This is a genomic window from Shewanella psychromarinicola (genome assembly GCF_003855155.1).
Classification (GTDB): Bacteria; Pseudomonadota; Gammaproteobacteria; order Enterobacterales; family Shewanellaceae; genus Shewanella; species Shewanella psychromarinicola.
Map to the genome: position 1 here is coordinate 2,368,129 of NZ_CP034073.1, position 26,476 is coordinate 2,394,604.

The following is a 26,476-nucleotide window of genomic DNA, read 5'->3' on the forward strand; positions in this document are numbered from 1 at the left end:
CTTTGGAGGATACCCCATGTCGATGATGCCATCGAATATGCTACCTATTCAACAGGTTGAAGATAATTCCTTAGGGCATTGTCTTTATGGTTTAATGAGTGCTTTTCCATTATTTTTTGTACCCGTATTATTGAGTCTTTGGCTTAATTTGATCCAGAAAAACGTTAATCCAGATTCCGTGCTGGGCAGCCATCTGCGTTGGCAACGCATGAGTATTATTGGTTTATGCCCATTTTTTATTGCGGGTTATTGGATCAGTCCATTATGGCTGAGTTTACCCATGTATATACTGGGTGTTAGCTGGTTTAGTTATCGTATTTTTAAAGGCTGGATTAGCCTTAATGATGGTATTGCTGTTTAAGCAAAGATGATGTGGACAAAAAATGCCGAGATAATATCTCGGCATTTTATTTTGTTGATTTAACCTCAACTTAGGGTAAGAGATGGGCTAAAGCGATAAAAAGGGTTTATTCAAGTTGGCAATATCAAATTTGTCCGTTGTTTTGATCGGCGCTTATTATCCCGAACTGAGGTTGATTTAATCTGTCTGGTATAAGTCATGGATCAGATCAGCATGGGACAATTGGTCTTGATGCAAAATGATAATGCCATCGCCTTTTAGCTGCTTAACGGCAATGGCATGAGTACTGATCAGTGCAGGGTTACTGCTAAAACTAGTATTAACGATAACAGGTAAATGACTGCGAGATTTCACTTCAACCAGTCCAGCTAAATCGAGGCTTAACTGCTCAGGGTGAGTGAAACTACGTACGCCTGACTCACACAAGCCTAGTTGTTGATTACCGTGGCTAAGGACAGTGTCAGCTGCTTGTAACCAATCATTGACACTCGCCATGGTGTTTCGTTCTAATATTACCGGTAAATTGACTGAACCTATTAAGGTTAGCATGTCTGGGTTATACATTTGTTTACCGCTTAAGATCAGCATGTCTGCTAATTGACTCGCAATAATAAATTCTTGTTCTTGATCTATCTGCATTATGCACAATAGACCAGCTTGCTTAATGACCTTTGCATGTTGTTTTAACTGTGGTTCATTGAGTTGTTGTTTCAAATCATTTAATACAATGGCTTGAAAACCTGATTCCTTGATGTTCTTAGCTTGGGTTGCCAGCTCGGTATTATCAATCGGTAAGTTGATTTGGTGCAATGCGCTAAATTGTCCAGCACCTATTTGTAAATGTTGGCAGAACAACTGAGTATCTTGTGATTTATAGTCGCGTGAATGTTTTGCTTGGCTGCTTGGCAAAGGTTTGAGCGGCTCTTGTTTTGAACTACCAGGTTCAATCAACAACTGAGCTTGCGATAATTGTGTCGGCTTAACGGTTTCACATGGATAGCAGCCTAATACTTTGATAAAACGGGTAAGGCGTTCTAGCTCTTTAATCGCTTGTTGTACCTCAGTAGTGGCTAAATTGCCATCGATATCGAGGTAAAACATTTCTTCCCATGGCGTACCAGGGATCGGGCGAGATTCTAATTTACTCATATTTAAATTATGTGCTTTCAGTACCAGTAACGCTTCCACTAGTGCTCCAGGTTTTTGTCCTGTCGCCATAATCAAGGTCGTTTTTGCCGGTAGCTGAGAGGGAACCGCTGAGGCTTTTCTGGCGACGACGATAAAACGACTTTGGTTAATTTTTTGGTTTGCCAAACCTTGTTCAATTGCAATCAGCTGGTATAAGGCTCCGCCTTCAGCACTGCCTATGGCCGCCACAGTATTGCTGTCCGCCTCGATAACTTTAGTCATGGCTTCAGCACTACTAGAACAATATTCGAGTTTAATATGGGGATGCTGGCTTAAGTAACGACTGCATTGGCTGATCGGCTGCGGATGAGCGTAAATAGTCTTGATATCAGTTAGTTTGCTGTCTGGCTTAGTGAGCAAGCAATGACTCACTTCTATTGTGGTTTCGCCCACAATCGATAGCGTTGTATGTTGCAGTACGTCATACACTTCATTGATAGATCCTGAAGAGGTATTTTCGATCGGCAAAAAACCATAATCGGCATGACCAGATTCGACGGCATTAACAATGTCATCAAAACTTTGGCAACCAAAATCAAGCATTTCTACTTGGCGGCGAGAGCAGTAACGGCTGGCCGCTAAGAAAGAATAAGACCCTCGCGCACCTAAGTAAGCAACGGTATATTGCTGCTTTTGAGTGTCAGGATTTGCTCTGCCGTGAAGATAAGTTTGTTGAAATAAAACTGAGTCTTCAATAATGCTTTGATAAAGGGAGATGACAAAGTGAGCATCGAGACCTTGTTCACGTCCTTGTTGCACTAGTCGCTCAAGCAGTTCTTTTTCTCGTTGCGTGTCTCGTATCGGTCTAACATCAATTTCTTTACTGCGTGCAACATTTAAGCTCAATTGGCGGCGTTTAGATAACAGCTCTAACAGCGCTTTATCAAGAACAGTGATCTGTTCGCGAGTTTGACTTAACTCTGGTGGTTTTTGCATATTGACCTCAATGTAACGCTACAAACTGACATATTGGAAGATACGGCAGTGTTAATAAGACAAAAAAGCCTCCCAGTTGGGAGGCTTTAGAATTTTCATTTTCGTTTTTACACAGAAAATCCGCCTCCGAAGGTGGGCTGAATAAAAAAGAAAATAAAAAGACTGAGTATTTGTTTGTTCATGGATTAAAAATAAAGCTCCGACAGACGACTGTCAATGTAAATTTATTCATCAAGGTATTAAGTATCTGATTATAGACAAAAGAAAGCGCACCCGAAGGTGCGCTGGTGAAAGATAAATAATATCAAGCGGCGTTTTCCTCCTTATAGACATACTCAAATTCGCTTTCTGTGTCATTTGGTAATGATACATTACGTTGAGCCTGGGGTTTATGGGTCAGGCGATTTAGCTGTTTTTCCAGCTTTTGTCCCATTGCAGTAATCGCTGCGTATAGGTTTTCTCTTTTTGCCTGGGCGAATAACTCTCCACTAGGTAATCCAACTGATGCCTCTATTTTAAACAACTGCTTTTCTTGGGTGATAATAACGTGCGGGTTAATTAAATGAATATCATGTCGACTTAATTTTTCTAATCGTCCTTCGATACGTTCGCGGATAAGGGCAGTGACTTCAAGTTGTTTGCTAGTGATTTTCAGCATATTTCGAACCTTCTTGTTGTTTGCTTAACTCCAGATTACCAAGATTAACCATGTGAATTGTGATCTATGTCACACTTTTGCCGACTGTAACGTTCGAGTGATGCATATTTGATCGCTTAGACATTTTGGACAAAAAAGACCTAAAATATGCTTGTAATGCTGTGTATATAGGCTCATATTTGAATGGATAAGTTAACACTTAATTAGTCTTCAAAGTCATTGTTACTATTTTGGTAACGACAGTACAAGGGTTAAGTCTGGCCTATTGCTGTTCACAACTGCACTAGATACACATTCTAAGTGGTATTTTTCCGCCATGACAAAAAGGTCTCTGAATTTTTTTTCATTCCTCTTTTCACTGTGTTCTTTCTCGGTAACCCCCCCTATATTTGTCCAGTCGTTAGTCAGATAAAGAAACAAAATCATCATTATGTCTATTAGTTTGTAAACTACTTGCTTTGTTTATTACTGATGAGTTTATAATTTGCCAGCAAAACAATAGTATTAAGCAGGTTATTAGTGAGTATAGAACAACAAAAAATAAAGGTATGGGATTTTCCTACACGCTTTTTTCATTGGGCAATGGTACTTTTACTCGGTGGCTTATGGTGGACAGCTGACGTGGGTGAGATGCAATGGCATCAAGTATTGGCTTATGTATTAATGGGCTTAATCGGATTTAGATTGATTTGGGGACTTGTTGGGAGTGAAACTTCTCAATTTAGACATTTTGTTGTCTTGCCTAAGCAAGTTATCAGCTACGTAAAAGCTCAACCAAAACCTTCGACACTGGGCCATAATCCATTAGGTGGTTATATGGTGGTCGTGTTGCTAAGCATTCTTGTGCTGCAATTAACCACAGGGCTATTTGCCACCGATGAAATCTTTACCGAAGGTCCATTGATGTATCTTGTGTCGTCTGATATTGCAGGGTGGTTAACATGGCTACATAAAACCAATTTTAATCTTATTCTAGCTTTGGCTGCGCTGCATATCATTGCCGTGATAGTGCATGTTTTTAAGGGCGACAATATACTTAAAGCCATGTTCAGTGGTTATAAACAAATCAACAAGCAGGTAACGTCACCAACATTACGCTCACCTTGGATGGCATTAGTGATTGTATTCGTTATCTTTGCATGTATTTGGTGGCTATTACTCGAACCTGTGGTCAGTTACTTATAAGTTCAGCTTTATTACCAGCCAATAAAACGCCCATATACATGGGCGTTAATCATTTTACTATTGAACTGAGTTGTGGTTACTCAAGCTAAACTTACCAATCAAATGAGTGACAGGCTAACTTAGCGCCTTGTCACGTTAGTCTTTTTTGTAGACATCGTGACACCCTTTACAGCTTTTGCCTGTGTTAGTAAACGCTTGTTTAATGTTGTTTTCATCAGTTGTTTTAGCTGCAACGGCTAAAGCCGCGGCATTATCTTGAAATGCTGTCATTTTGCTATCAAAATCGGCCTTATCTTGCCAAATTTTTGCTAGCGCTTCAGTATCGCCTTTATCAGAACCGGCAATAAAACCTTCATGAGGTATTTTAGACAGTGCTGCAACATTATCAGCACGAGCACTAAATACAGCTGCATCAAAAGGCTTTTTACCTTTTAGCATCGCACCCATATCACCAAAGTTATAAGCAATTAAGCCAAAAGCCGCTTGGCGATATTCAATGGCATCTGCAGTTTCTTCGAAATTGTTGGCAAACACTGCGGGGATCATCATTGCGGTTACTGCAACGGTTAGTAATATTTTTTTCATCGTTATCCTTCACTTTTTTGTGGATGGTACCGGTTCCATTAGCACTAAATACCCACTTAGTTATGCTAAATCTTATGCAACTGTGCTAATACTAAATGTTAGCTAAATTTTTAACACTAAGTTATGAGGGTATTTATCCTATTCTACACAATTTTATTATCACTTTGTGATATGTTTTATCAACAGCTTACAACAGCTCTATTCATTTTTTATGACACGTTGATCGGGAGTAGTTTTGCACATCGGCGTTATTCCTTGGTACAATTGTAATGTCTGGGCATTACTAAAAAGAGAAAAATAATGCGTGCCAATTGGAATTTAGTGGTAGAAAAAATATTAACCCATGCAAACGAAGATGATTTGTCTGTGTTGTTTCATTTATTATTAACTGAAGAAGAGCGGAGTGCGGTGTCTGGGCGTTTGCAGGTGTTTCAAACGTTATTAGCAGGGGAGTTGAGCCAGAGACAAATTGCTGCAGATCATCAAGTGAGTATTGCAACGATTACACGGTGTTCAAATTATTTAAAAAATATGCCGACAAATCAAAAAAACTTAGTCAAAAAATTGATTCTGGATTAGCTAAGATGCAAAGTCATAATCCTACCGCAATACCTTGCTAGTGACGATAATGCTAGAGCATCTTTAAGGTCCAGCTCAATAAACATGGTTAATACTGTAGTGTTTAAAAAAATGGGCTACGGCTCAACAAGAGATATGCATACCCCTTTGAGCCTATCGTATGCTGCGAACTACCAATCCAACACCAATCGACTTTAGTTACCCATAGTTGAGCTTAAGTCGCGAGTGATTAATTTATCAGGTGCTAATACCTTTGTTTTACCAAGCGACGCTATTTTCAAAGCGTCATCACAGTAACCGGTTATTGGCTAATGCCTCGCGGTAATCGGTGATGACGATAACTTAAACGACTTAAGAATAGGTATCCGCCATAGGTGGTTAAACACAAGGCAAAAAGTGTGCTGGAATTTTTTGGGTAGAAATTATAAAGACTCGCGGCTATCAATACATAAATAAATGGCAGTAATCCATAGAGTGTTTCAGGCATAAATCCTGATTTTCGCTTACGTTTAGGATCCGTGCGGCGATTTTTTGATCGTAAAGTATAGATATACGCGCCATATAAGTACACCACCACAGAAGCGATCAGTACATAATTGGGCTCAAGCAGGAAAATACTTACGCAGCCTATAATCATGTAAGTGAAAGGCAGCGATTCGTATAGCGGTTTAATTAACATAAGCACTCCGTCGCTATGTATTAATTCTTATATAGAGGTCAATTAATAAGGATTATGCTGCCTCTGTTGTCCCTAACGGCAGCATAATAAATCTTACTAGTTGATATGATTTATGCTCAGACTATAACCTAAACAAAAAGGCACTGCCTAGTAACTAGGCAGTGCCTTACAACGTTTCAATCTTTCTACTGACAAATAGACATTAAATATGGGACGTACAACTTGGTTGTCTATTTATCCGACGATGAGTTAACTACAGCCACAGCCGCCATTGCCATCACAGCCAGGTTTTTCTTCACCGCATGATTCATGGGCATCATCGTGTCCATGGCTACCACATCCGCCTTCAGCATGGATATGTCCATGAGATAGCTCATCTGCAGTGGCTTCTCTTACAGCGAGAACTTCAACACTAAAGTTAAGTGATTGGCCCGCTAGAGGGTGATTACCATCAACAACAATGACATCGTCTTTTACTTCAGTCACTTGAACCGGGCGTTGACCCATTTCAGTTTCAGCGATAAAACGCATACCTGGAACGATATCTTCGACATCACCAAATGCACTGACAGGAACTTCTTGCTTTAAGCTAGGATGATATTCGCCATAAGCTTGTTCCGCAGGGATCTTCGCCTCAATGCTTTCACCAGCAGTTTTACCTTCTAAAACTGATTCAAGTCCAGGAATTAAATTTTCAGTTCCATGTAAGTAAACCATTGGCTCACTTTCAAATGAACTTTCAACTAATAAACCTTGCTCATCAGATAAACGGTAATGAATAGTGACCGCCGCATGTTTTGTAATTTTCATATCGCCTCCAATTGTAATGTGATCATGATAGCGTATTTTGCTATCAGGCTGCGATGGATAACATCAGTTTTTGCTTATTGAATCACAGCTTTTTTTATTTTGTATTGTGCTGCATGTTTTATGGTACTGATGTTGAAATTAACTCATCTTAATTGTGGTACAAGTTGATAAGACTTTTAAATCATCTTGGTAACACATTTATCGGCAATACCTTAACTGTTACATGTTATTCAACCATCTGTATTTATTGTGCTTTATAGATTTTCGCGCCTTGATTGACGTTGACGTTAACGTTAATTGCTGATAGCGGTAATGGTTATTGATACTCAATTCTCATTTTAAATCTGTTGAATATTCAAAAATCAACTCAAGTTCTAAAATAACTGGTAAATAAAGCGTAAGGAGGGGTTGACAACCTTAGGTAAAAAAAGCAATTCTGTTAGCTGAAGTGGATCAGCTATTTAATCGGATTAAATAATATCGGCCGTTAACATTTAATAAAACAAAGAGAATCATCAAATGTTTACCCTCATGCTTGTTGTAATTACTACCATTACAACCACCACTATTACCATAGTGGGGGCGGGCTGATTTCACCCTAAAAGATTTGCATAACAAGCCCGCTTCTCATCACCTGAAGCGGGCTTTTTTGTTTTTAATTATAGTCATTTGATTTTAATTTAATGTTGTCACTAGTATGAGTGACAAGGAGAGCGACATGAAAGTAATGAAATTTGGTGGGACATCGCTGGCGAATTGGCCTCGCTTTTTGATGGCAGCAGACATTATTGCTGACACGGCTTCGACAGAATCAGTTGCTACGGTACTTTCAGCTCCGGCCACAGTGACTAATGCACTTTTAGAAATGGTCGATATAGCGGTTAAACAACAAGACTATCAACCCGTGTTAGACCATATTGACACTGTGTATAGCGAACTCTTTTCTGACGCAGCAGTATCACTTATAACGGCTCATCAGCATGGCTTACTGGTTGAAAAATTAGCTGCGCAGATGCAAGTTTGGAAAGACAAACTTTACGGCATTAAATTATTGGGCGAATGCCCTGATAGTGTTCGCGCAGAAATAGTGGTCACAGGTGAACGTTTATCTGCTGCATTAATGGAACAAGTTATGCTGGCAAAAGACATCACTTCAGCACAATTAGATCCAGTTGCGTTATTTTTAGCGCATGGACAGCCATTGGAATCGGTCGTCGATATTGCCGTGAGCAAACCTCGTTTTTCTGTTCTGCCTTTAGATCAGTATCGCGTGTGGGTTATGCCAGGTTTCACCGCTGCCGATGTTCATGGCAAAGTGGTGACATTAGGGCGTAATGGTTCTGATTATTCAGCTGCAGTGCTAGCCGCTTGTTTAGATGCCTCTAGTTGTGAAATTTGGACTGACGTTGATGGGGTTTACAATACTGACCCTCGTGTGGTCGCAGATGCTAAATTATTGTCACAATTAAGCTATCAAGAAGCCATGGAGTTATCTTATTTTGGTGCGAAAGTATTACACCCCAAAACCATTGGACCGATTGCTCAATATCATATTCCTTGTTATATCAAAAACAGTTTCAATCCATCGGCTCCCGGCACGCTAGTGTCTAATGACGATGATAAAACCGGTTTGCAAGTAAAGGCTATTTCAAATCTCGATAACCAAACCATGTTTAATGTCTCTGGTCCAGGTATGAAAGGCATGGTTGGCATGGCAAGTCGTACTTTAGCGGCCATATCTCGGAGTGGTATCTCGGTATCTCTTATCACTCAAAGTTCATCGGAATACAGTATCAGTTTTTGTGTGGCTACCCTCGATGCTAGCAAAGCTAAATGGGCTTTAGAGCAAGAGTTTGAACTTGAAATTAAAAGTGAATTACTTGAACCAATTGAGTTACGTGAAGGCTTGTCGATTGTGTCATTGATTGGTGATGGCATGAAAACCCACAAAGGCGTAGCGGCTAAGTTTTTTACTGCGTTAGCTAAAGCCAGTGTCAATATTGTTGCTATTGCGCAAGGATCATCAGAGCGCTCAATTTCAACGGTAATCCAGCAGAAAAAAACCAAACATGCTATTGGGGCATGTCATCAAGCCTTTTTTGATGTACAACAGTATCTTGATGTCTTTTTAGTGGGCAGTGGTAATGTTGGCGCGGGTTTATTAGAGCAAATTAAGCAGCAAAGCGCGATGTTAAAAGAGCAGCACATTAGTATTCGTGTTTGTTGTATCGCCAATTCACGTCAAATGCTGTTAAACAGTGACGGTCTTGAGCTTAGTGAGTGGCAATTATTATTGACCGAAAAAGGCCAACCGTATGATTTACCTAAGCTACTTGAGTGGGGGCAAGAGCAACAATTGCTTAATCCTGTATTGGTTGATTGTACTTCAAGCGAGCTAATCTCAGACCGTTATCTCGATGTAATGAATGCCGGTTTCCATGTCGTTACGCCAAACAAAAAGTCGAACACTCGTGATTATGCTTACTATCAAGCATTGCGTAAAACGGCATTAACTCAACGTCGTCAATTTTTGTATGAAACGACGGTAGGTGCAGGTTTACCCGTTATCGATAACCTTAAAAAACTGATGTATGCGGGTGATAAGCTACATAAGTTTAATGGTATTTTATCTGGGTCGTTATCGTATATTTTTGGTATGTTAGACGAAGGCATGAGCCTATCTCAAGCGACCGCGATTGCCCGCGATAAGTGTTTTACTGAGCCCGACCCCCGAGATGACCTCAGTGGTATGGATGTGGCGCGTAAGGTGTTAATTTTAGCCAGAGAAGTGGGTTTACCTTTAGAACTCGATGATATTAATGTTGAGTCTGTATTACCGGCTCATTTTGATGACTCAGGCGATGTAAACCAGTTTATGGCTAACCTTCCTTCATTGGATGCTGACATCTCTGCCCGAGTTGCGGCGGCAAAAGCCGAGGGAAGAGTACTGCGTTATGTAGGCCAAATCGAAGCGGGCTTATGTTATGTCCGAATTGTTGAGGTTGATGCAACCGACCCGCTATACAGCGTAAAAGGTGGCGAGAATGCGCTGGCGTTTTATAGCCGCTATTATCAGCCCATTCCTTTTGTGCTAAGGGGCTACGGTGCAGGCATCGACGTCACGGCAGCTGGCGCCTTCGCTGACGTATTAAGAACCCTAAATTGGACCCGTGAGGTGGGTCTATGAGTCAGGTGTTAAATATTAGTCAGAAAATGCTAACTGTTTATGCTCCTGCATCAATGGGTAATGTTGGCGTTGGCTTTGATTTGCTGGGTGCTGCATTAGCGCCAGTCGATGGGTCATTGTTGGGTGATAGGGTGATGATTAGCGGCGCTGAAGAAGGTGTTCATTTTAGCCAAGTCGGTCCGTGGGCACATAAGTTACCGGCAGATGGCAAGGACAATATCGTCTATCAATGTGCTGAGTTTTTCTTAGATAAACTTCAAAGACAAGATGGGGTAACCGTTTGTCTGGAAAAAAACCTTCCTGTAGGCAGTGGCTTAGGCTCAAGTGCTAGTTCAGTTGTTGCTGGACTATATGCGTTAAATGAATATTTTGGACTACCGTTTGACCAGCAAGCCTTATTAGGATTGATGGGTGAGTTTGAAGGTAAAATATCCGGTAGCGTACATTATGACAATGTGGCGCCTTGCTACTTAGGTGGCATGCAATTAATGCTTAATTCTCGTGACAAAGCCTGTGCCGTTATTCCTAGCTTTGATAATTGGTATTGGGTGGTCGCTTATCCTGGTATTTCATTATCTACTGCCAAAATGCGGGCATTATTACCTGAACAATATGATAAATCTGTTGCGATTGATTTCGGTCGTCACTTAAGTGCATTTGTTCACGCAAGTTATCAGCAAGATGCTGCACTGGCGATTGAAATGCTAAAAGATGTCCTGGCTGAACCTTATCGAGCGGCGTCGATCCCTGGCTATACCGATGCTCGAGCAGCGTTAACTGAATTAGGCATGCTGACGACAGGGATTTCTGGCAGTGGCCCAACACTGTTTAGTGTGACTGACGATTTAGCCACAGCAGAAAAAGCCAAAGATTGGTTAATGGAACATTATATTTCTGAGTCAGGTGGCTTTACTCATGTTTGTAAATTAGATCAGCTTGGCACGCGCTGCGTGTAACTCACACTCTTTGGTATTATGCATATTGAAATTTAAAAGGTAGTCGCAATGGAATTATATAATTTAAAGCACCCATCGCAGGTAGTTAACTTCAGTCAGGCTGTTCAGCTTGGTTTAGGCCAAGATCGCGGGCTATTTTTCCCGACATCAATCCCTGTATTGGCTGATATCGATGCATTATTGGCACTACCCTTTGCTGAGCGTAGCAAAAAAGTGTTGGGCGCTTGGTTAGCCGATGAGCTAGGGCAGGAAAGTGTTGATAAGCTAGTGGATAAGGCCTTTACCTTTGATGTGCCGCTAAGCAAGGTTGATGAGAAACGTGCCTGTTTAGAGCTTTTCCATGGGCCAACATTGGCCTTTAAAGATTTTGGCGCGCGGTTTATGGCCCAATGCATTGATTTACTTGCTGGAAATAAAAAACTGACTATTTTAACGGCGACATCTGGTGATACTGGTGCCGCAGTAGCAGATGCCTTCTATGGCCTAGATAACGTCAATGTGATGGTGCTATACCCAAAAGGTAAAATCAGCGAGCTGCAAGAAAAGATGTTTACCACCTTAGGCAAAAATATTCATACTGTGGCGGTAACAGCTGACTTTGATGCCTGTCAGGATTTAGTCAAACAAGCTTTTGATGATAGTGATGTTCGTGATGATTTAGCGTTAAACTCTGCTAATTCAATTAATATCAGCCGATTACTGGCGCAAATTTGTTACTACTTTGAAGCTGTCGCGCAAGCCAAACAAGCTGGCTATGATGAGATTGTCATGGCAGTACCCAGTGGTAACTTTGGTAACTTAACCGCGGGTTTATTTGCTAAAGCCATGGGCTTACCGATTAAACGCTTTATTGCTGCCACCAACAGTAATGACACTGTACCGCGTTACCTTGTGGAGGGAAAATGGCAACCGCATAAAACAGTGGCAACCATGTCAAATGCGATGGATGTGTCTGAGCCAAGTAATTGGCCTCGTGTTGAAGCTATCTGCGGGCAAATGGGCTGGCCATTGTCTTTGGTATCGGGTTTAGCGTTGTCGGAGGACGATACCTCGGCGGCGTTAGCAGAACTGTATCGTTTAGGTTATCAATCTGAACCTCATGCGGCCATCGCAGCCCATGCATTAACACTCGGTCTTGATGGCAACGAAAAAGGTATCTTTCTTGGTACCGCCCATCCTGCCAAGTTTAAGGATGTGGTTGACCGTGAGTTATCAATTAATTTGCCCTTGCCTCCTGAGTTGGCTGCGGTTGTAGAAAAAGATATTTTGTCAGCACAGTTACCCGCAGACTTTGAGCAACTCAAAGCACATATGTTTGCTGTATTGAAATAGTCTACTTTTTCAAATGTCTACCACTTTATATCAATTTAATCGATATAAGGTGGTAGATATATTTCAATATTATGATCTTGGTCATACCTCAAAAGGTTTATACCAGTGTAGATTAGTAAATAGTGCGTTATTGGCTATTATTTATAGATTGGCGTTTGTAAAAGAGATTACGGGAGAAGACTATGTTGCAACGTTTAATGCAAGATCATAAGCATATTGCCATTTTGTTGAATATTCTTTCCAATAAATTGACTCGATTGGCCGATGGTCAAGGCGTAAATTTTAATCTGGTTAGAGATATTGTTGAGTACATGCAGGGTTATGCTGAACACAGTCATCATCCATTAGAAGATATCATTTTTGATTATTACAGTAATAAAACTGGCCAAGCAAATTGTGGTCAGTTGTATAATGAACATCATCGTTTAGCTGAAACATCAGGCGCTTTAGTGTATAGCTTGAATATGATTTTATCTGATGTGGTGATTTCACGTGAAAAGCTGATTAACGATCTGCAAGAGTATATTGAGCTACAACAACGACATATGCAGTATGAAGAGCGAGAAGTGTTTCCCAATTTTATTAAGACGTTGGACGATAGTGATTGGCAAAAAATCACCGTCTTATGCCAGAAACGGTTAATTGAAGATCCATTATTTAATGACAATGATAAAACGATTTTTGAAGATTTACGTGACTATATTGAACATGCGGATAATAAATGATGCACTTATTCTTGTACTAGAGGGCTTTGATGTCCATTAATGGTCAAGCTGAATAAATCTTGTCAACAAAAAGAGCGCATTAAGCGCTCTTTTTGTTGATTTTATCGTTAAGCTTTCATTGTGATTGGACCCAATTAAAGCACTAATGTGTTGACATCAAAATCGAATGAATCGTCAATATCTTGCAATTCCTTGAGTAAACGCTGTTTATCCTTAATGGCTTCAATTTCACGCCATTTTCGTTTTTTTGACGAGCTTTTTGAACGGCTTGGTCTTTCAACAACTTCGTCTAGCGCACCACCATAGTCTAATCTATCCATGGTAACCTCCCTTGTTATTATGATGTCTCTGTAAATAGATATCATATTTCAACCATAGGGTGCAACATTTACGTTTCATTTGCGTTTCATTTGCATTACTAAATAGTTAAAGTTTAATGCGTTATATCGATGTTTTAGTTAGCCTTTAACGATATTTTTCAATATATATCCTGACAATAAAAAAACACCCCCAACAGTGTTAAAGGTGTTTTTGATAAATAAGTTTCCTATCGAGTGTGTTAAGTCTTAAAGCTGTCCCTGACGATACAGGTTGATTAACGCATTACTTGATGAGTCTAACTGTGTCGCTCCTTCTTTAGCGCCAATACGGTCTAATACGTCATTGCCTAGCTGTTTACCTAATTCAACTCCCCACTGATCAAATGAATTGATTTGCCATATAGCGCCTTGAACAAACGTTTTGTGCTCGTACAACGCAATTAACGCTCCTAATGTCGTTGGCGTTAGTTTGTTCATCAGTAGAGTATTGCTCGGTTTGTTACCTGACATTACTTTATGCTTGGCAATAAGCGCTATTTGAGCATCGTCCAACGGACTATTACTGAGTTCAGCAAGAGCTTCATCATAAGTTCGGCCTTGCATTAACGCTTGGGTTTGGCCAAAGCAATTTGATGCAAGTTGGTCATGATGTTTACCGAGCGGATTATGGCTTTGCAACGGCATGATAAAGTCTGCAGGAATAAGAGCGGTACCTTGATGCAACAACTGATGATATGCATGTTGACCATTAGTGCCTTCACCGCCCCAAATGACCGGGCCAGTGCTGTAATCAACATCTGTACCGTCCAGAGTCACTGATTTACCATTACTCTCCATGTCTAACTGCTGGAAATATGCAGGTAGTCCGCGCAGATTATGATCATAGGTCAAAATGACATGTGCTTGAGCACCATGGAAGTTGCCATATAATACCGACAACATCGCCATTATCACTGGCATGTTTTGCTCAATAGGCGTATTAACAAAATGCTCATCCATTTGATGAGCACCCTCTAACAAGGCTATAAAGTTATCCATGCCGATAAGCAGAGCAATAGGTAAACCAATGGCTGACCATAATGAGTAACGTCCGCCAACCCAATCCCACATTGGGAATATGTTGTTAGCGTCCATCCCAAACTCTGTTGCTTTAGCCACATTGGATGTCACAGCCACAAAGTGTTTGGCGACATCTTGTTGGCTTGCCCCTTGGGCTAAAAACCAATCTTTAGCGCTAAGGGTATTGGTTAGTGTCTCTTGGGTATCGAATGATTTTGACGACATCACAAACAATGTGGTTTCAGCATTGAGGTGGATTAATTTTTCACAAATAGAGCTCGCATCAACGTTAGCGACAAAATGACAGTTAAGCCCATCTCGCCAATAGGGTCTTAACGCTTGAGAAACAATTTTAGGTCCAAGAAATGAGCCTCCAATACCGATACTAACGATATCTGTAATCGCTTTACCGGTATAACCTTTCCAATCACCAGACTGAACCGAGCCAACAAATTTAGCCATTTTGGCTAATGTTTGCTGCACTTCAGGAACGATATTCGCGCCTTCAGCAATAATTGTTTGAGTGGCTTTACTGCGCAATGCTGTGTGTAAAACTGAGCGTTGTTCAGTATTGTTAATCACATCGCCATTGAACATTGCAGTAATCTTTTCACTCAGTTTTGCTTCTTTAGCGAGAGAGAATAGCAGCTTAAGTGTTTCATCGTTCACACGGTTTTTAGAGTAATCTAAAAACAGACCACAAGCCGCAACGCTCATTTGCTCAAAACGTTGTGGGTTTTGAGCAAACAATTCGCGCATGTGAGGAAGTTGACTTGTATGGTTTTTTAGCGCTTTCCAAGTCGTGCTTTGAGTCAGTGTCGTCACGAGTAAAGCCTCCAACTAGCTTAATTTTATTTTTAGCATAACTTCAAGTTTACTTTGGTCGATAGCAAAGTTACGAATACCTTCAGCTAATTTATCAACTGCCATTGGCTCTTCATTAAACGCCCAACGGAATTGTGCTTCAGTTAATGCTGTCGGAGCCGCATGTGTTGATGACGTCGCCACTAATTTTCGGCTAATTTCCACATCAGTATTGGCTAACTCTTCTAATAATGCAGGGCCAATCGTTAGACGGTCACAACCTGCTAATTCGATAATCTCACCTATGTTTCTAAAACTGGCACCCATCACAACCGTGCTATAACCATGCTGCTTGTAGTAGTTGTAAATTTCAGTTACAGAGACCACACCAGGATCCGTTTCAGCGGTGTAATCTTGGCCGGTGTCTTTTTTATACCAATCTAAAATGCGGCCAACAAAAGGCGAAATGAGGTAAGCACCAGCTTCTGCACACGCTCTTGCTTGAGCAAAGCTAAACAGTAATGTTAGGTTGCAGTTGATGCCTTCTTGTTCAAGTACTTTGGCAGCGCAAATTCCTTCCCAAGTGGAGGCTAGTTTAATGAGAATACGTGATTTATCAATTCCGGCTTCTTGGTATAATTTGATTAGCTTGTGCGCTTTGTCAATTGAGCGTTGTTTGTCAAAAGATAACCGAGCATCTACTTCTGTTGAAATACGGCCTGGGACTATTTTTAAAATTTCTATACCGATATTCACGGCTAGTTTATCACCAGCATCTTCAATTTGTTGTTCAATACTGTGGCTTTGCGTTTTGGCCCATTCAATTGCATTCTCAATCAGAAAAGCGTATTGCGGGATCTGAGAGGCTTTTAAAATAAGTGATGGGTTGGTTGTTGCGTCTTGAGGCTGGTACCGCTTAATCGCCTCTATGTCGCCGGTATCTGCAACGATGGTAGTGAATGACTTGAGTTGCGCGAGTGTACTGGTCATGTAAATTTCCTCTCGATAAGCAATGAATATAGATCAATGCCTTTATTAGAAGCGATTTTAGTGATTATTCCAACTTTATTTGTAAAAAAATTACCAAATATTAGGTAATTTTTACTTAATTAACGCCGGTATTGTTGCTAAATAGACAGAATGGGTCGCTTAATATGATTAATACTTCCAGTTCTAGTATCGCAACGTCAGTGATAGCCTCTGCTACACTGTTTTTTACGTTGTTCTTAAAATAAAAAAGTCGCTGCGAGCAGCGACTGTAAAGTATAGCGTATCAATATTAAAATTAACGTAATACTACGCGCTTTTCGGTACCCGTCACGATAGCTTCGATACGACGGTTTACACGGTTAGCTTCAGCTGAACTACCTTGAATAACAGGTTTAGTCACACCATAGCCAATTGAATCAATACGGCTAGTGTTGATCCCGTATTTTTGGTTTAGCGCTTTAGCAACTGAATCGGCACGACGCTCAGAAAGCTTCATGTTATATGCTGCTTTACCTACGTTAGACGCATGGCCTTCAATCGATACCGTGTGTTGTGGATTCTTGTTTAAGAAATTGGCTAATTTATTTAAATCGTCCAATGAACCCTTACGGATAACCGCTGAATCGTTAGCAAACAAAATGCCGCCTAAGTCATGCTTAGTGGTGATGTATTCATAAACACTACAACCTGTCGCATCAACTTTGTGGGTTAAAGGGGTATTCGGACATTTGTCCATGTTGTCTGTTACGCCATCTTTGTCAGCATCACCAGGTGCTGCGACAACCATCGGTGCTGCCACTGGAGCGGCTGCAGGAGCGCTAGTACCAAAACGGTAACTTAGTTCAAGACCCCAGTAGTTGCTTTCCATTGACAGTGTATTCCACTTTTCTTCGTCAAGGTTTTCATAACGACGGTACTTAGCTTGTAACTTTAGATTGTCAGTCACGTTATAACCAATACCAGCACCTAAGTAGGGTGCAATACCGCTATCACTGTAGTATTCAGTGTTGTATTCTTTTTTGTTAGAGATTAAATAGTTAAGTGCACCTGCTTCAGCAGATAAACTCCACTTGTCTGCCAGTGGGTAAAAACCAACAAAACCTAATGACATACCACGAGCACCAACATCATTACGCTTGTTTGAATAATCAGTCCATTCAGCACGGCCAAGGTCACGATAACCCAGTTCGATACCAACATAGTCGTTAAATAAATATCCACCAAATACATCCCATGCATATGGGTCATCTTCACCACACACTTTCATGGTTTTTTGATCGCAATTTGGTTCATAGTTGTTGACGCCTAAACCCCCACCAACGTACCAAGGTGTTAGTTGTTCTGCCGCAGATGCAGCAAAAGGTAATAGAGAGGTAAGTAATACTACTTTTAATGTGTTCTTCATCATATATACGTCCATTGTTATTTTACTCCAAAAATGCATGTAACGGAGTTGTTACTGTTATGCATTACTGACGCTTAATGTGGGGTTTCTTTGTATTTTTAGTCAGCGTCGCAATTATGGGTGGTAATGAGAGGTTTATCTATAGTAAGAAAGATTAATTTTTGGTCATAATTAATTTAATGGCGCTGTTGATAAATAGATGTTTCATTGAAAAAATTGCTAAAAAAGAAACTAAGTATGATTGAGTTTATATTTATAAAATATTGAATAATAATTGTTAAAATTATCTATGTTTTTTACGTTAGTTTCATACGGTCAACATAATTAGTTTTATACGGTCAACATAATTATTTTTTTGAATGGTAAAAGCAAAAATACGCCCTGAAGGCGTATTTTTGTTGTCTAAAGTGACTTCGTTTTAACGAGTCCACACCCAGTTTTCGATCTCTTCTGGGTCAACACCGTTTGCTTTGATATAGTTTTTGTGATCTACCAAGCGTTGTAACATGTCGGTAGTGATGGTCACATGTTGTGTTTCATCAATCACGCCTTGCTGGAACAACTTGTAAGCCATATCGATAACTAAGTGGTAGCGAGAGGTACCGTTACGTACGCCCATATCAAATGGAGTCGTCGTTGAACCTTCTTCTTCATAACCCTTAATACGGAAACGACGGTTACCTTTATAATCGAATACCAGTTTCTTGATGGTATTTGGGTAACCATGGTAGTTAAATACCACGCCTTTGTCTTGGGTGAACACTTCGTCCATCATCCAAGGCTTGCTTTGGAACTTAAGATTACCTAAACCGCTGCTGTGAAGTTCTGACACACTCACAAAACGGATACGCACTCTTGGTAGGATCTCACGGATGAGTACTAGTGAGGCCATACATTCTTGAGTTGCATAGTCGCCACAACCCGCTAATACCACATCTGGATTTTCATCAGAGGCAAAGTCCCACACCATAACGCCGTCTTTAGCTTGCTTACGGGCTTCATCCAGTGATAACCACTGTGGTAGTGACTTTTTACCGGCAACAATAATATTCAATTTGTCTCTGTCAGCATAAGCTTTTTCGGTATAGACCAAGGTGCTGTTAGCATCTGATGGTAAATAAGCAGAGATAATGTTTGGGTGCTTCTCTAACATAGCGCCTAGGAAAGACGGGTTCTGATGAGAATAACCGTTGTGATCTTGACGCTCTAGTAGCGATGATAATACGACGTTACATGCTGGAATTGGCTTACGGAAATGGATCCCTTGGCTTGCATGGACATATTTACAGTATTGGTCAGCCATTGATGACACTACCTGAGAGAAAGACTCGTAGGTAGGGAACATGCCATGGCGGCCCGTTACTGTGTAACCATGTAACATACCAAACAACAAGTTTTCAGATAATAATTCAATAACACGGCCGTCGCGAGACATATCTTGGTCCCAACTTTCTATCGGCCACTGCCATGAACGGTCAGTTTCTTCAAACACAGCTTGTAGTTGATTAGAATAAGTTTCATCAGGACTGAAGATACGTAGGTTTCGTTGATCACGGTTTAGCTTGAACGCATCACGCATCCACTCACCCATTTTCAACATTGAGAAACCACGTTGACCACGAGGCGTTTCTGAACCATAACCTAGTTTACTTAAGTCTGGATTAGCTAAAGCACGAACCACTTCACCGCCGTAGCTTAGACGTTGACGACCACAGCATAAATCTTTTGGTGGCATTAATGATAAAATGTCTTTATCAAATATTAATTCACCGCTTTCAGTAGTTTGTACTAGTTCGTCGAACTTATAGCTCGCTAACCACTTATCAAGTGCTTCAAGGTGCCCTTTATCTTTAGCACAATTGCTCACAATAACTTGGTGAGATTCGCAGTTACCTTCTAGTTTTTTACCCTCATATTCAGCGGTACCCGTCCAACCTTTTGAGGTTCTCATTAAAATAACCGGCCAGCGTGGTTTGACAACATCTTCGCCAGAACGGGCACGGCGTTGAATGTCATTGATCATGTCATAAGACAAGTCCATTGCCGCAGTCATTTGTTCAAAGATATCGGTTTCCATTTCATCATCAACGATGATTGGGTGATAACCAAGACCACGGAATTCTAAATCGAGTTCTTCATGGCTCATACGTCCCATACGGGTAGGGCCAGATATTTTGTAACCGTTAATATGCACGATTGGCAGTACAGCACCGTTGTGCTCTGGTGACACTAAACGGTTAGCATACCAAGACGCAGCTAATGGACCTGTTTCTGCTTCACCGTCACCGATTAAACAGGCGGCAATAAGATTTGGGTTATCTAATACAGAGCCCCAAGCAACTGAAAGTGAATAGCCAAGCTCACCACCTTCTAATATTTGACCTGGCGCTTCTGGGTTTGCATGTGATGGATAACCGTAAGCGGCGGAGAATTTTTTACAGATATCTTCGATACCTGTTTCTGTAAATGGAATGGTCTCTGGATAGAAATGACTTAATGAGCCTTCCATAAATAAGTTAGCTTGCACCGCTGGGAAACCATGTCCCGGGCCTACAAGATAAAGAAACTCACGCTTGTGCTTAACGATTAGACGGTTTACGTTAGCATAAACAAAGTTGATCCCCGGGCATGTGCCCCAATGGCCTAAAAGGCGTGGTTTAATGTCTGTGTGCTCTAAATGGCGTTTATAAAGCACGTTTTGCTTTAGGTAAATTTGTGACGTCGCAAGGAAGTTCGTTGCTCTAACGTATTTCTTCAGCGCGATTATTTCATGTGAGTCTGTCATAGTTGCCTCGTTCAAAGGGAAAAGCATTAATAATCTATCTTAAGAATACTGTATTTGTAATTTAGTTACAATAACGTGGCCTTTATCTAACTTTTGAATAATGAATTTCGCTTTAGAGCGCATTTTGAGAGGTTTGTAGTTAATTAGTTGAAATTTAACTACACTTTTACGAAATTTTAAACATAGAGCATTTAGATGAGAAATGATAAAGTGTGATGGAACTCACTTGTTGCATTTCAATTAAGGTTTTCTGCAGCGCAGAAAAATACATCTAGTCGTATATCGCTTACAAACAAGTGGCCTTAGTATTCTCAGTCCTTGATAATCAATACCTATTTATACGCCATAGGTTGGTTTTTTATGGCAAGTTAGCCAAGGTATTTGAGTTTATTTTTATCGTTAGACTCATAACAGTATAGATTCTGTTTTATTATGTGGCTTATATTCAGTGCAATAGCCTGGACTAAAATAATAATATTATTCACGGGGAAGATTAGACAATATGGCAATGTTAGAAACGATTATTAATTTTATGAATAGCTTGCTTTGGGGCAAGTTATTGGTTTATGGGCTGGTGGGAGCTGGATTGTTTTTTACCATTCGTCTCGGTTTTATTCAAGTAACACATTTTGTTCATGGTATTAAAGTATTGACGATTAGCCGTCGTCCAGGCAAGCATGGCTTATCATCATTTCAAGTTTTTTGTACCAGTATGGCGGCGCGCGTGGGGGCGGGCAATATGGCCGGTGTGGCCGTTGCAATTGGTACTGCAGGCCCTGGTGCGGTGTTTTGGATGTGGGCTATTGCGGTACTGGGTATGGCAACAGCAATGATTGAGTCGACACTTGCCCAAGTCTATAAAGTGACCGATAGTGATGGCCAGTACCGCGGTGGACCTGCATATTATATGGAGAAAGGTCTTGGCCAACGCTGGATGGGCGTGGTTTTCTCTTTATTGTTAATTGTAGCTTTTGGGTTAGTCTTTAATGCCGTTCAAGCCAACACCATTACTGGCGCGATGACTCAGGTTTTTGGTTTTGAGCCATTCGATGTCGGAATTGTTATTGTGCTCTGCAGTGCTTTTGTCATTGTTGGTGGCCTTAAGAAAGTAGCTAAAGTCTCTGAATTAATTGTGCCTGTTATGGCGATTGCTTACATCGCGATCGCATTGGTTGTAGTGGCAATGAATATTGAAAAGTTACCCGATATATTTATGCTGGTAATTAACAGTGCATTTGGCTGGCAAGAAGCCGCTGCTGGTGGTGTTGCCTATAGTGTTGCTCAAGCAATGCAAGCGGGTATTGCCCGAGGATTGTTTTCAAATGAGGCCGGAATGGGCAGTGCGGCAAACGTTGCGGCTAGTGCATCGCCAAACCCTAATCATCCAGCGTCACAAGGTTTTGTGCAAATGATGGGGGTTTTTGTCGATACTATTGTTATTTGTACCGCAACAGCCGCGATTATTTTATTGTCAGGAGATGCTGCAGCGAGTTCTGATGGTATAGCCAAAACCATTAGTGCCTTGACGAGTCATGTTGGCGAGTGGGGTGGTGCATTTATTGCTTTTGCCATTTTACTGTTCTGCTTTACTTCTATTATTGCTAACTATTCTTATGCAGAAACCAATGTGATGTTTTTGTTTGGCAATAGTAAAAAGGCCTTACCGTTATTTCGTGTCGTGGTGTTAGGCATGGTGATGTTTGGCTCGCTAGCCAAAATTAGCTTGGTGTGGGATTTAGCCGATGTCTCAATGGGATTAATGGCCATTGTTAACATTGTTGCACTGGTGTTGTTATCTGGTCTGGCGATCCGAGTCATTAATGATTATCGTGAGCAGATTGATGCCGGTATAGATCCTATTTTTGATACCAGTAAGTTTCCGGAGTTAGCCGATCAGCTAGAAGAAAATATTTGGCCTAATTCCAGTGAACCCGTTAATAAATAAGTTTTGTCTATTAACCTAATCGAAAAAACCATGCGAGTACGGCATGGTTTTTTTACATCAATTTAGTATGATAACAATATGATTTTATCTGGAGCAGACTTATGTTGGTTTTAGTTTCACCTGCGAAAACATTAGATTTCGAAAACCCACCTATTACCAATACTCATACTCAGCCGAGTTTGCTTAAACAAAGCCAAACATTGATGGATGTATGCCGTGCATTAACACCAATGGATATTGCCAGCTTAATGAAGGTGAGTGATAAAATCGCTGGACTTAATGCGGCTCGTTTTGCCGAGTGGCAGCCCCCATTTACGCTCGATAATGCCAAACAAGCTATTTTTGCGTTTAGAGGTGATGTATACACGGGGTTTGATGCAGATAATTTATCTGAGTCACAAATGGCTTCTAGTCAACAGCACCTGCGTATTTTATCTGGCTTATATGGTGTGCTTAAACCGTTAGATTTAATTCAACCTTATCGTTTAGAGATGGGAACAAAATTGACTAACGCTAAAGGCAGTAACTTATATGCTTTTTGGGGGGATATTATTACTAGTGAAGTGAATCAGGCGTTAAAAGAGCAGGGTGACGATATCATTGTCAATCTGGCCTCGAATGAGTACTTTAAATCTGTCAAAGTGAACCAGCTTAAAGGGCAGTTAATTACGCCAATGTTTAAAGATTTCAAAAGCGGTCAATTTAAAGTGATCAGTTTTTATGCTAAAAAAGCCCGTGGATTGATGGCTCGTTATATCGTTGATACCAAACCCGCTACTGTTGAGCAATTAACCGAGTTTGATCTTCAAGGTTATTATTACAGCAAAGCACAATCAACGGCGACAGAACCGGTGTTTTTACGCGATGAACAAAAGTAACTCATTTGAAAATAATAATATTAGGACAAAATGAGTACAATAAAAAAGCCCTTAAATAAGGGCTTTTTGAGTTATTAAGATAGGTTCTTTGTAGAGATAAAACGGATTAGTGCTGTTGTTTTTTCTGGGTAACTGGTCTTAAAGTAATTTCTGATTGCGCCATCATATAAGCAAATTGAGCATAAGCCGCCGCACTTTGTGCCAGTTTTTTTGGATCAATTTTATCCAATGTATCATTCGGCGTATGGTGATAATCAAAGTAATCAGTACCATCTTGATTTAACGACGCGACCGGAACGCCTAATGCTGGCAGCATAGACACATCTGGTCCGCCTGAGGCTTGGTTATTACCGAGTTCAACCCCGTTTAGCGTTATGGCTGAGTGTTGTTGTTTCACCTGTTCAAATGTGGCGGGGTTAACATTAAAATCAATTTTATAGACAGGTCCTGCGCCAAAATCAGATTCTGCAGCAATATAATGCTTGTCTAACTCATCAGCATGCTGCGCTGCATAGGCTTTACCACCGACCATACCGACTTCTTCTGCAGCGTATAATACCACTCGAATTGTGCGTGCTGGCTTTTGTGGTAAGTCTTGGATAAGTTTAGCTGCGGTGGTAACAATCGCGACACCTGCACCATCATCAATCGCACCTGTACCTTCATCCCATGAATCAAGATGAGCGCCGAGAAGGACTATTTCGTCTGGTTTACTGCTACCAGTGACTTCTGCGATAACATTATAAGAAGTGGCAATTCCTAAGTTTTCTGAGGTCATGTTCAAGGATAGCGTGATGTTAGGATCTCGCTTTAACATCGCATTAATTAAATCGGCATCGGGATTTGACATCGCCGCGGCGGGTATTTTAGGCGTCCCTTCTTCATAACGCATCATGCCAGTATGGGCCATTCTGTCATGATCGGTCCCAATAGAACGGATCACGATTGCCACTGCACCTTTTTGTGCGGCAACGATAGCACCACGGGAACGACCACCAACGGCTTCGCCATAACCTTTCCCAGTAATATGGCGTTCAGTTTTGTGGTCGATAAACACAATCTTGCCTTCGATGCGCCCAGGCGAGGCATTGGTTAGCTCTTCTAAGCTATCAAAACGTACTATGGAAGCTTTAAGACCGTTAATGGGCGTTGCGACACTGCCACCTAAGGCTGTGATCACCAACGGCTGTTCATAAGGAGATACTATGCTTGCGCGGGCGGTCCCTCTAGACCAAGCAGGCACTTGGACTGATTCTTTATAAACTCTATCAAATCCGAGTAACCACAGTTTTTCCATGGCCCAATCGACAGCGATAATATCTTTATCTGTTCCAGTCAATCGTGGACCCACTTCGACCGTCAGCGATTCAACAATGTCATAGCTCAAACTCGATGATAAGGCTTGTTTGGCTAACAGCAGACTGATTTGGGCATCATCTGACTGATTAATGATCAGATTATCGCCCACCGTTTTTGATGGTGAGGTTGCTTGGCAGCCAACAATAGCGACAAATACCGCTCCGACGAGAGTGGCTCTGTGATAGTTTTTCATGAGTTTCCTTTGATTATTATAGCTAAGTCTCATTTTTCACAACAATCTAGCAAAAAGTGTGCTTCATGTCCCGACTCTATTTGTAAGGGAACGCTATATTAGAGTGGGGATCGATGAGGAGAAGAGCGCGTGATGAATATAGAAAAAATGCAACATCAAGCAGATCATGCAGTCGTGTTGCTAAAAGCTTTAGCAAATGAACGTAGATTATTTATTTTGTGTCACCTTCTTAATGAAGGTGAAATGTGTGTTGGCGAAATGAATAAGAAGTTGGGCTTAAGCCAATCGGCTTTATCTCAACATTTGGCATGGCTTCGTAAAGACAATTTAGTCTGTACTAGGAAAGAAGCTCAAACTGTTTTCTATTCATTAAAAAGTGATGAGGTAAAAGAGTTAATTCAAGTATTGAACAATATGTACTGTTACTAAATTAACTCCGCAAACGTCTTAACTGATACATCTCATTAATGGTGTCTTAAGTTAAGGCGTTTAGTTTTATTAACGCTGTTATTAACCTTAATAATGTTGTGCGCGTTAATACCCAATAAATTCCAATACGTTTATACCTCATACTACCAATGTGTCAGTATGATAAATACTGTCAACGATCATCTCAAGCGCTTCATTTCAAATAGACATTGGCGAAAGTTTCCATTCTGTCTGCCGCCCACTCTGTACCCTTGCTTCCCTTGTTAAGTCGTTAGATCCTATAAAATCTTAGCCGCGAAGCTGTTCCTATCTCTGAGATGATAAGCGGTAGGGAACGATGACAAGCGATAACAAGCGATGGCAAGCGATGACAAGCGATGACAAGCGATAGCAAGCGATAGCAAGCGATACAAGCGATAGCAAGCGATACAAGCGTTGGCAAGCGTTGGCAAGCGGTGATAAGTGATAACAAGCGATGACAAGCGATGACAAGCGATGACAAGCGATGACAAGCGGTAGCAGGCGATACAAGCGATGGCAAGCGATGATAAGCGATGGCAAGCGTGGCAAGGGTGGCAAGCGGTGATAAGCGATAGCAAGGACAAGATCCTAGCAGTGTAGCGAGCTAGATCCTATAGAGAGGGTAAAATTTAGATATAAAAAAACCGGCCGAGGCCGGTTTTTTGGATCTTAATCTACAAAAAACTAAGCTGCAATAGCTTTGATTTTTGCGTTTAAGCGAGCCTTCTGACGAGCGGCTTTATTCTTGTGAATAATGCCTTTAGTCGCCATACGGTCAACAATTGGTTGTGCAGTAGCAAACGCTTCTGTAGCCGCTTTATGATCACCGCTTTTGATAGCAGCGATGACTCTTTTAACGTATGTACGTAACATAGAGCGACGACTAGCGTTATGCTGGCGACGCTTTTCAGACTGAAGCGCGCGCTTCTTTGCAGACTTGCTATTAGCCAAGGTGCAACTCCTAAAAACTGGATTTGATACTTTTAAGGCCGAGGAATATGCCTGCTTTTTGTCGTCTTGTCAACGACTATAGTTGAATAATAATCATAAAGATAAATTAATCCAACCTAGCATGCCAAACTTCAACCCAACTCGTGTAATATGTGG

At 41.0% G+C, this 26,476-nt stretch carries 22 protein-coding genes and 1 other annotated feature; of the genes, 10 read left to right on the forward strand and 12 right to left on the reverse strand.

Going from position 1 to position 26,476, the window contains the following annotated elements:
• The first annotated feature begins 16 nt into the window (after window positions 1–16).
• Window positions 17–361 (forward strand): hypothetical protein, encoded by a 345-nt coding sequence (locus EGC80_RS10365; protein WP_101034548.1) that lies wholly within the window; start codon window positions 17–19, stop codon window positions 359–361.
• Between the two features lie 177 nt (window positions 362–538).
• Here EGC80_RS10365 and EGC80_RS10370 read toward each other — a convergent pair whose 3' ends face one another.
• Both EGC80_RS10370 and hpf read right to left on the reverse strand, forming a co-directional pair.
• On the reverse strand, window positions 539–2,485 hold the full coding sequence (locus EGC80_RS10370; RefSeq protein ID WP_124012229.1) for a chorismate mutase: 1,947 nt from the start codon (window positions 2,483–2,485) through the stop codon (window positions 539–541).
• Between the two features lie 58 nt (window positions 2,486–2,543).
• Window positions 2,544–2,665: a sequence feature (Phe leader region), on the reverse strand.
• Between the two features lie 124 nt (window positions 2,666–2,789).
• On the reverse strand, window positions 2,790–3,143 hold the full coding sequence (gene hpf, locus EGC80_RS10375) for a ribosome hibernation-promoting factor, HPF/YfiA family (RefSeq protein ID WP_101034550.1): 354 nt from the start codon (window positions 3,141–3,143) through the stop codon (window positions 2,790–2,792).
• A 519-nt stretch (window positions 3,144–3,662) separates the two neighbouring features.
• Between hpf and EGC80_RS10380 the strand changes: the two genes are divergently transcribed.
• A complete protein-coding gene (locus EGC80_RS10380) occupies window positions 3,663–4,328 on the forward strand; it encodes a cytochrome b/b6 domain-containing protein (protein ID WP_124012228.1) in 666 nt (221 codons plus the stop codon).
• Window positions 4,329–4,463: 135 nt separating this feature from the next.
• On the opposite strand, the gene EGC80_RS10385 is transcribed toward EGC80_RS10380, so the two are convergent.
• Window positions 4,464–4,913, reverse strand: coding sequence for a c-type cytochrome (locus EGC80_RS10385; RefSeq protein ID WP_124012227.1), 450 nt, complete (start codon window positions 4,911–4,913; stop codon window positions 4,464–4,466).
• 300 nt (window positions 4,914–5,213) lie between these two features.
• On the opposite strand from EGC80_RS10385, the gene trpR reads away from it, so the two are divergent.
• Window positions 5,214–5,492, forward strand: a complete 279-nt coding sequence (gene trpR / locus EGC80_RS10390; protein ID WP_101034553.1) for a trp operon repressor — start codon at window positions 5,214–5,216, stop codon at window positions 5,490–5,492.
• A 301-nt stretch (window positions 5,493–5,793) separates the two neighbouring features.
• Here the strand turns inward: trpR and EGC80_RS10395 are convergent, their stop codons facing one another.
• Together EGC80_RS10395 and slyD are read right to left on the reverse strand one after the other, a co-directional pair.
• A complete protein-coding gene (locus EGC80_RS10395; protein WP_101034554.1) occupies window positions 5,794–6,171 on the reverse strand; it encodes a hypothetical protein in 378 nt (125 codons plus the stop codon).
• A gap of 249 nt (window positions 6,172–6,420) precedes the next feature.
• Window positions 6,421–6,981 carry a peptidylprolyl isomerase gene (gene slyD / locus EGC80_RS10400; protein ID WP_124012226.1) on the reverse strand — a complete coding sequence of 187 codons (561 nt, stop codon included), beginning with the start codon at window positions 6,979–6,981 and terminating at the stop codon, window positions 6,421–6,423.
• A 718-nt stretch (window positions 6,982–7,699) separates the two neighbouring features.
• Between slyD and thrA the strand changes: the two genes are divergently transcribed.
• The 4 genes from thrA (at window position 7,700) to EGC80_RS10420 (ending at window position 13,181) form a co-directional block, all read left to right on the forward strand.
• Window positions 7,700–10,168, forward strand: a complete 2,469-nt coding sequence (gene thrA / locus EGC80_RS10405) for a bifunctional aspartate kinase/homoserine dehydrogenase I (protein ID WP_124012225.1) — start codon at window positions 7,700–7,702, stop codon at window positions 10,166–10,168.
• Window positions 10,165–11,124 (forward strand): homoserine kinase, encoded by a 960-nt coding sequence (gene thrB, locus EGC80_RS10410; protein ID WP_206191822.1) that lies wholly within the window; start codon window positions 10,165–10,167, stop codon window positions 11,122–11,124. The genes thrA and thrB overlap by 4 nt, the downstream gene beginning before the upstream one ends.
• Before the next feature lie 48 nt (window positions 11,125–11,172).
• Window positions 11,173–12,456: a threonine synthase gene (gene thrC, locus EGC80_RS10415; RefSeq protein ID WP_124012224.1), complete on the forward strand. Its 1,284-nt coding sequence runs from the start codon at window positions 11,173–11,175 to the stop codon at window positions 12,454–12,456.
• A gap of 182 nt (window positions 12,457–12,638) precedes the next feature.
• On the forward strand, window positions 12,639–13,181 hold the full coding sequence (locus EGC80_RS10420; RefSeq protein WP_124012223.1) for a hemerythrin domain-containing protein: 543 nt from the start codon (window positions 12,639–12,641) through the stop codon (window positions 13,179–13,181).
• 134 nt (window positions 13,182–13,315) lie between these two features.
• Here the strand turns inward: EGC80_RS10420 and EGC80_RS10425 are convergent, their stop codons facing one another.
• The 5 genes from EGC80_RS10425 to EGC80_RS10445 all read right to left on the reverse strand — a co-directional run bounded on the left by EGC80_RS10425 (window position 13,316) and on the right by EGC80_RS10445 (window position 20,544).
• A complete protein-coding gene (locus EGC80_RS10425) occupies window positions 13,316–13,501 on the reverse strand; it encodes a DUF3545 family protein (protein WP_101034559.1) in 186 nt (61 codons plus the stop codon).
• Window positions 13,502–13,747: 246 nt separating this feature from the next.
• Window positions 13,748–15,385, reverse strand: a complete 1,638-nt coding sequence (pgi, locus tag EGC80_RS10430) for a glucose-6-phosphate isomerase (RefSeq protein ID WP_124012222.1) — start codon at window positions 15,383–15,385, stop codon at window positions 13,748–13,750.
• Window positions 15,386–15,400: 15 nt separating this feature from the next.
• Window positions 15,401–16,354, reverse strand: coding sequence for a transaldolase (tal, locus tag EGC80_RS10435; protein WP_124012221.1), 954 nt, complete (start codon window positions 16,352–16,354; stop codon window positions 15,401–15,403).
• A 295-nt stretch (window positions 16,355–16,649) separates the two neighbouring features.
• A complete protein-coding gene (locus tag EGC80_RS10440) occupies window positions 16,650–17,762 on the reverse strand; it encodes an OmpA family protein (protein WP_164839451.1) in 1,113 nt (370 codons plus the stop codon).
• 415 nt (window positions 17,763–18,177) lie between these two features.
• Window positions 18,178–20,544: a phosphoketolase family protein gene (locus EGC80_RS10445; protein ID WP_124012219.1), complete on the reverse strand. Its 2,367-nt coding sequence runs from the start codon at window positions 20,542–20,544 to the stop codon at window positions 18,178–18,180.
• Between the two features lie 508 nt (window positions 20,545–21,052).
• On the opposite strand from EGC80_RS10445, the gene EGC80_RS10450 reads away from it, so the two are divergent.
• Together EGC80_RS10450 and yaaA are read left to right on the forward strand one after the other, a co-directional pair.
• Window positions 21,053–22,489, forward strand: coding sequence for an alanine/glycine:cation symporter family protein (locus tag EGC80_RS10450; protein WP_101034838.1), 1,437 nt, complete (start codon window positions 21,053–21,055; stop codon window positions 22,487–22,489).
• Between the two features lie 101 nt (window positions 22,490–22,590).
• Window positions 22,591–23,367, forward strand: a complete 777-nt coding sequence (gene yaaA / locus EGC80_RS10455) for a peroxide stress protein YaaA (RefSeq protein ID WP_124012218.1) — start codon at window positions 22,591–22,593, stop codon at window positions 23,365–23,367.
• A 106-nt stretch (window positions 23,368–23,473) separates the two neighbouring features.
• Here the strand turns inward: yaaA and EGC80_RS10460 are convergent, their stop codons facing one another.
• Window positions 23,474–24,919, reverse strand: coding sequence for a M20/M25/M40 family metallo-hydrolase (locus EGC80_RS10460; RefSeq protein WP_101034565.1), 1,446 nt, complete (start codon window positions 24,917–24,919; stop codon window positions 23,474–23,476).
• A gap of 132 nt (window positions 24,920–25,051) precedes the next feature.
• Between EGC80_RS10460 and EGC80_RS10465 the strand changes: the two genes are divergently transcribed.
• Complete coding sequence (locus tag EGC80_RS10465; RefSeq protein WP_101034566.1) at window positions 25,052–25,348, forward strand: ArsR/SmtB family transcription factor; 297 nt, start codon at window positions 25,052–25,054, stop codon at window positions 25,346–25,348.
• Window positions 25,349–26,053: 705 nt separating this feature from the next.
• Here the strand turns inward: EGC80_RS10465 and rpsT are convergent.
• A complete protein-coding gene (gene rpsT, locus EGC80_RS10470; protein ID WP_101034567.1) occupies window positions 26,054–26,320 on the reverse strand; it encodes a 30S ribosomal protein S20 in 267 nt (88 codons plus the stop codon).
• Window positions 26,321–26,476 lie beyond the last annotated feature (156 nt).

Coding starts and splice junctions, on each gene's coding strand:
- EGC80_RS10365 (WP_101034548.1), top strand. CDS start 17: ATGTCGATGATGCCATCGAATATGCTACCTATTCAACAGGTTGAAGAT.
- EGC80_RS10370 (WP_124012229.1), bottom strand. CDS start 2,485: ATGCAAAAACCACCAGAGTTAAGTCAAACTCGCGAACAGATCACTGTT.
- hpf (WP_101034550.1), bottom strand. CDS start 3,143: ATGCTGAAAATCACTAGCAAACAACTTGAAGTCACTGCCCTTATCCGC.
- EGC80_RS10385 (WP_124012227.1), bottom strand. CDS start 4,913: ATGAAAAAAATATTACTAACCGTTGCAGTAACCGCAATGATGATCCCC.
- trpR (WP_101034553.1), top strand. CDS start 5,214: ATGCGTGCCAATTGGAATTTAGTGGTAGAAAAAATATTAACCCATGCA.
- EGC80_RS10395 (WP_101034554.1), bottom strand. CDS start 6,171: ATGTTAATTAAACCGCTATACGAATCGCTGCCTTTCACTTACATGATT.
- slyD (WP_124012226.1), bottom strand. CDS start 6,981: ATGAAAATTACAAAACATGCGGCGGTCACTATTCATTACCGTTTATCT.
- thrA (WP_124012225.1), top strand. CDS start 7,700: ATGAAAGTAATGAAATTTGGTGGGACATCGCTGGCGAATTGGCCTCGC.
- thrB (WP_206191822.1), top strand. CDS start 10,165: ATGAGTCAGGTGTTAAATATTAGTCAGAAAATGCTAACTGTTTATGCT.
- thrC (WP_124012224.1), top strand. CDS start 11,173: ATGGAATTATATAATTTAAAGCACCCATCGCAGGTAGTTAACTTCAGT.
- EGC80_RS10420 (WP_124012223.1), top strand. CDS start 12,639: ATGTTGCAACGTTTAATGCAAGATCATAAGCATATTGCCATTTTGTTG.
- EGC80_RS10425 (WP_101034559.1), bottom strand. CDS start 13,501: ATGGATAGATTAGACTATGGTGGTGCGCTAGACGAAGTTGTTGAAAGA.
- tal (WP_124012221.1), bottom strand. CDS start 16,354: ATGACCAGTACACTCGCGCAACTCAAGTCATTCACTACCATCGTTGCA.
- EGC80_RS10440 (WP_164839451.1), bottom strand. CDS start 17,762: ATGATGAAGAACACATTAAAAGTAGTATTACTTACCTCTCTATTACCT.
- EGC80_RS10445 (WP_124012219.1), bottom strand. CDS start 20,544: ATGACAGACTCACATGAAATAATCGCGCTGAAGAAATACGTTAGAGCA.
- EGC80_RS10450 (WP_101034838.1), top strand. CDS start 21,053: ATGTTAGAAACGATTATTAATTTTATGAATAGCTTGCTTTGGGGCAAG.
- yaaA (WP_124012218.1), top strand. CDS start 22,591: ATGTTGGTTTTAGTTTCACCTGCGAAAACATTAGATTTCGAAAACCCA.
- EGC80_RS10460 (WP_101034565.1), bottom strand. CDS start 24,919: ATGAAAAACTATCACAGAGCCACTCTCGTCGGAGCGGTATTTGTCGCT.
- EGC80_RS10465 (WP_101034566.1), top strand. CDS start 25,052: ATGAATATAGAAAAAATGCAACATCAAGCAGATCATGCAGTCGTGTTG.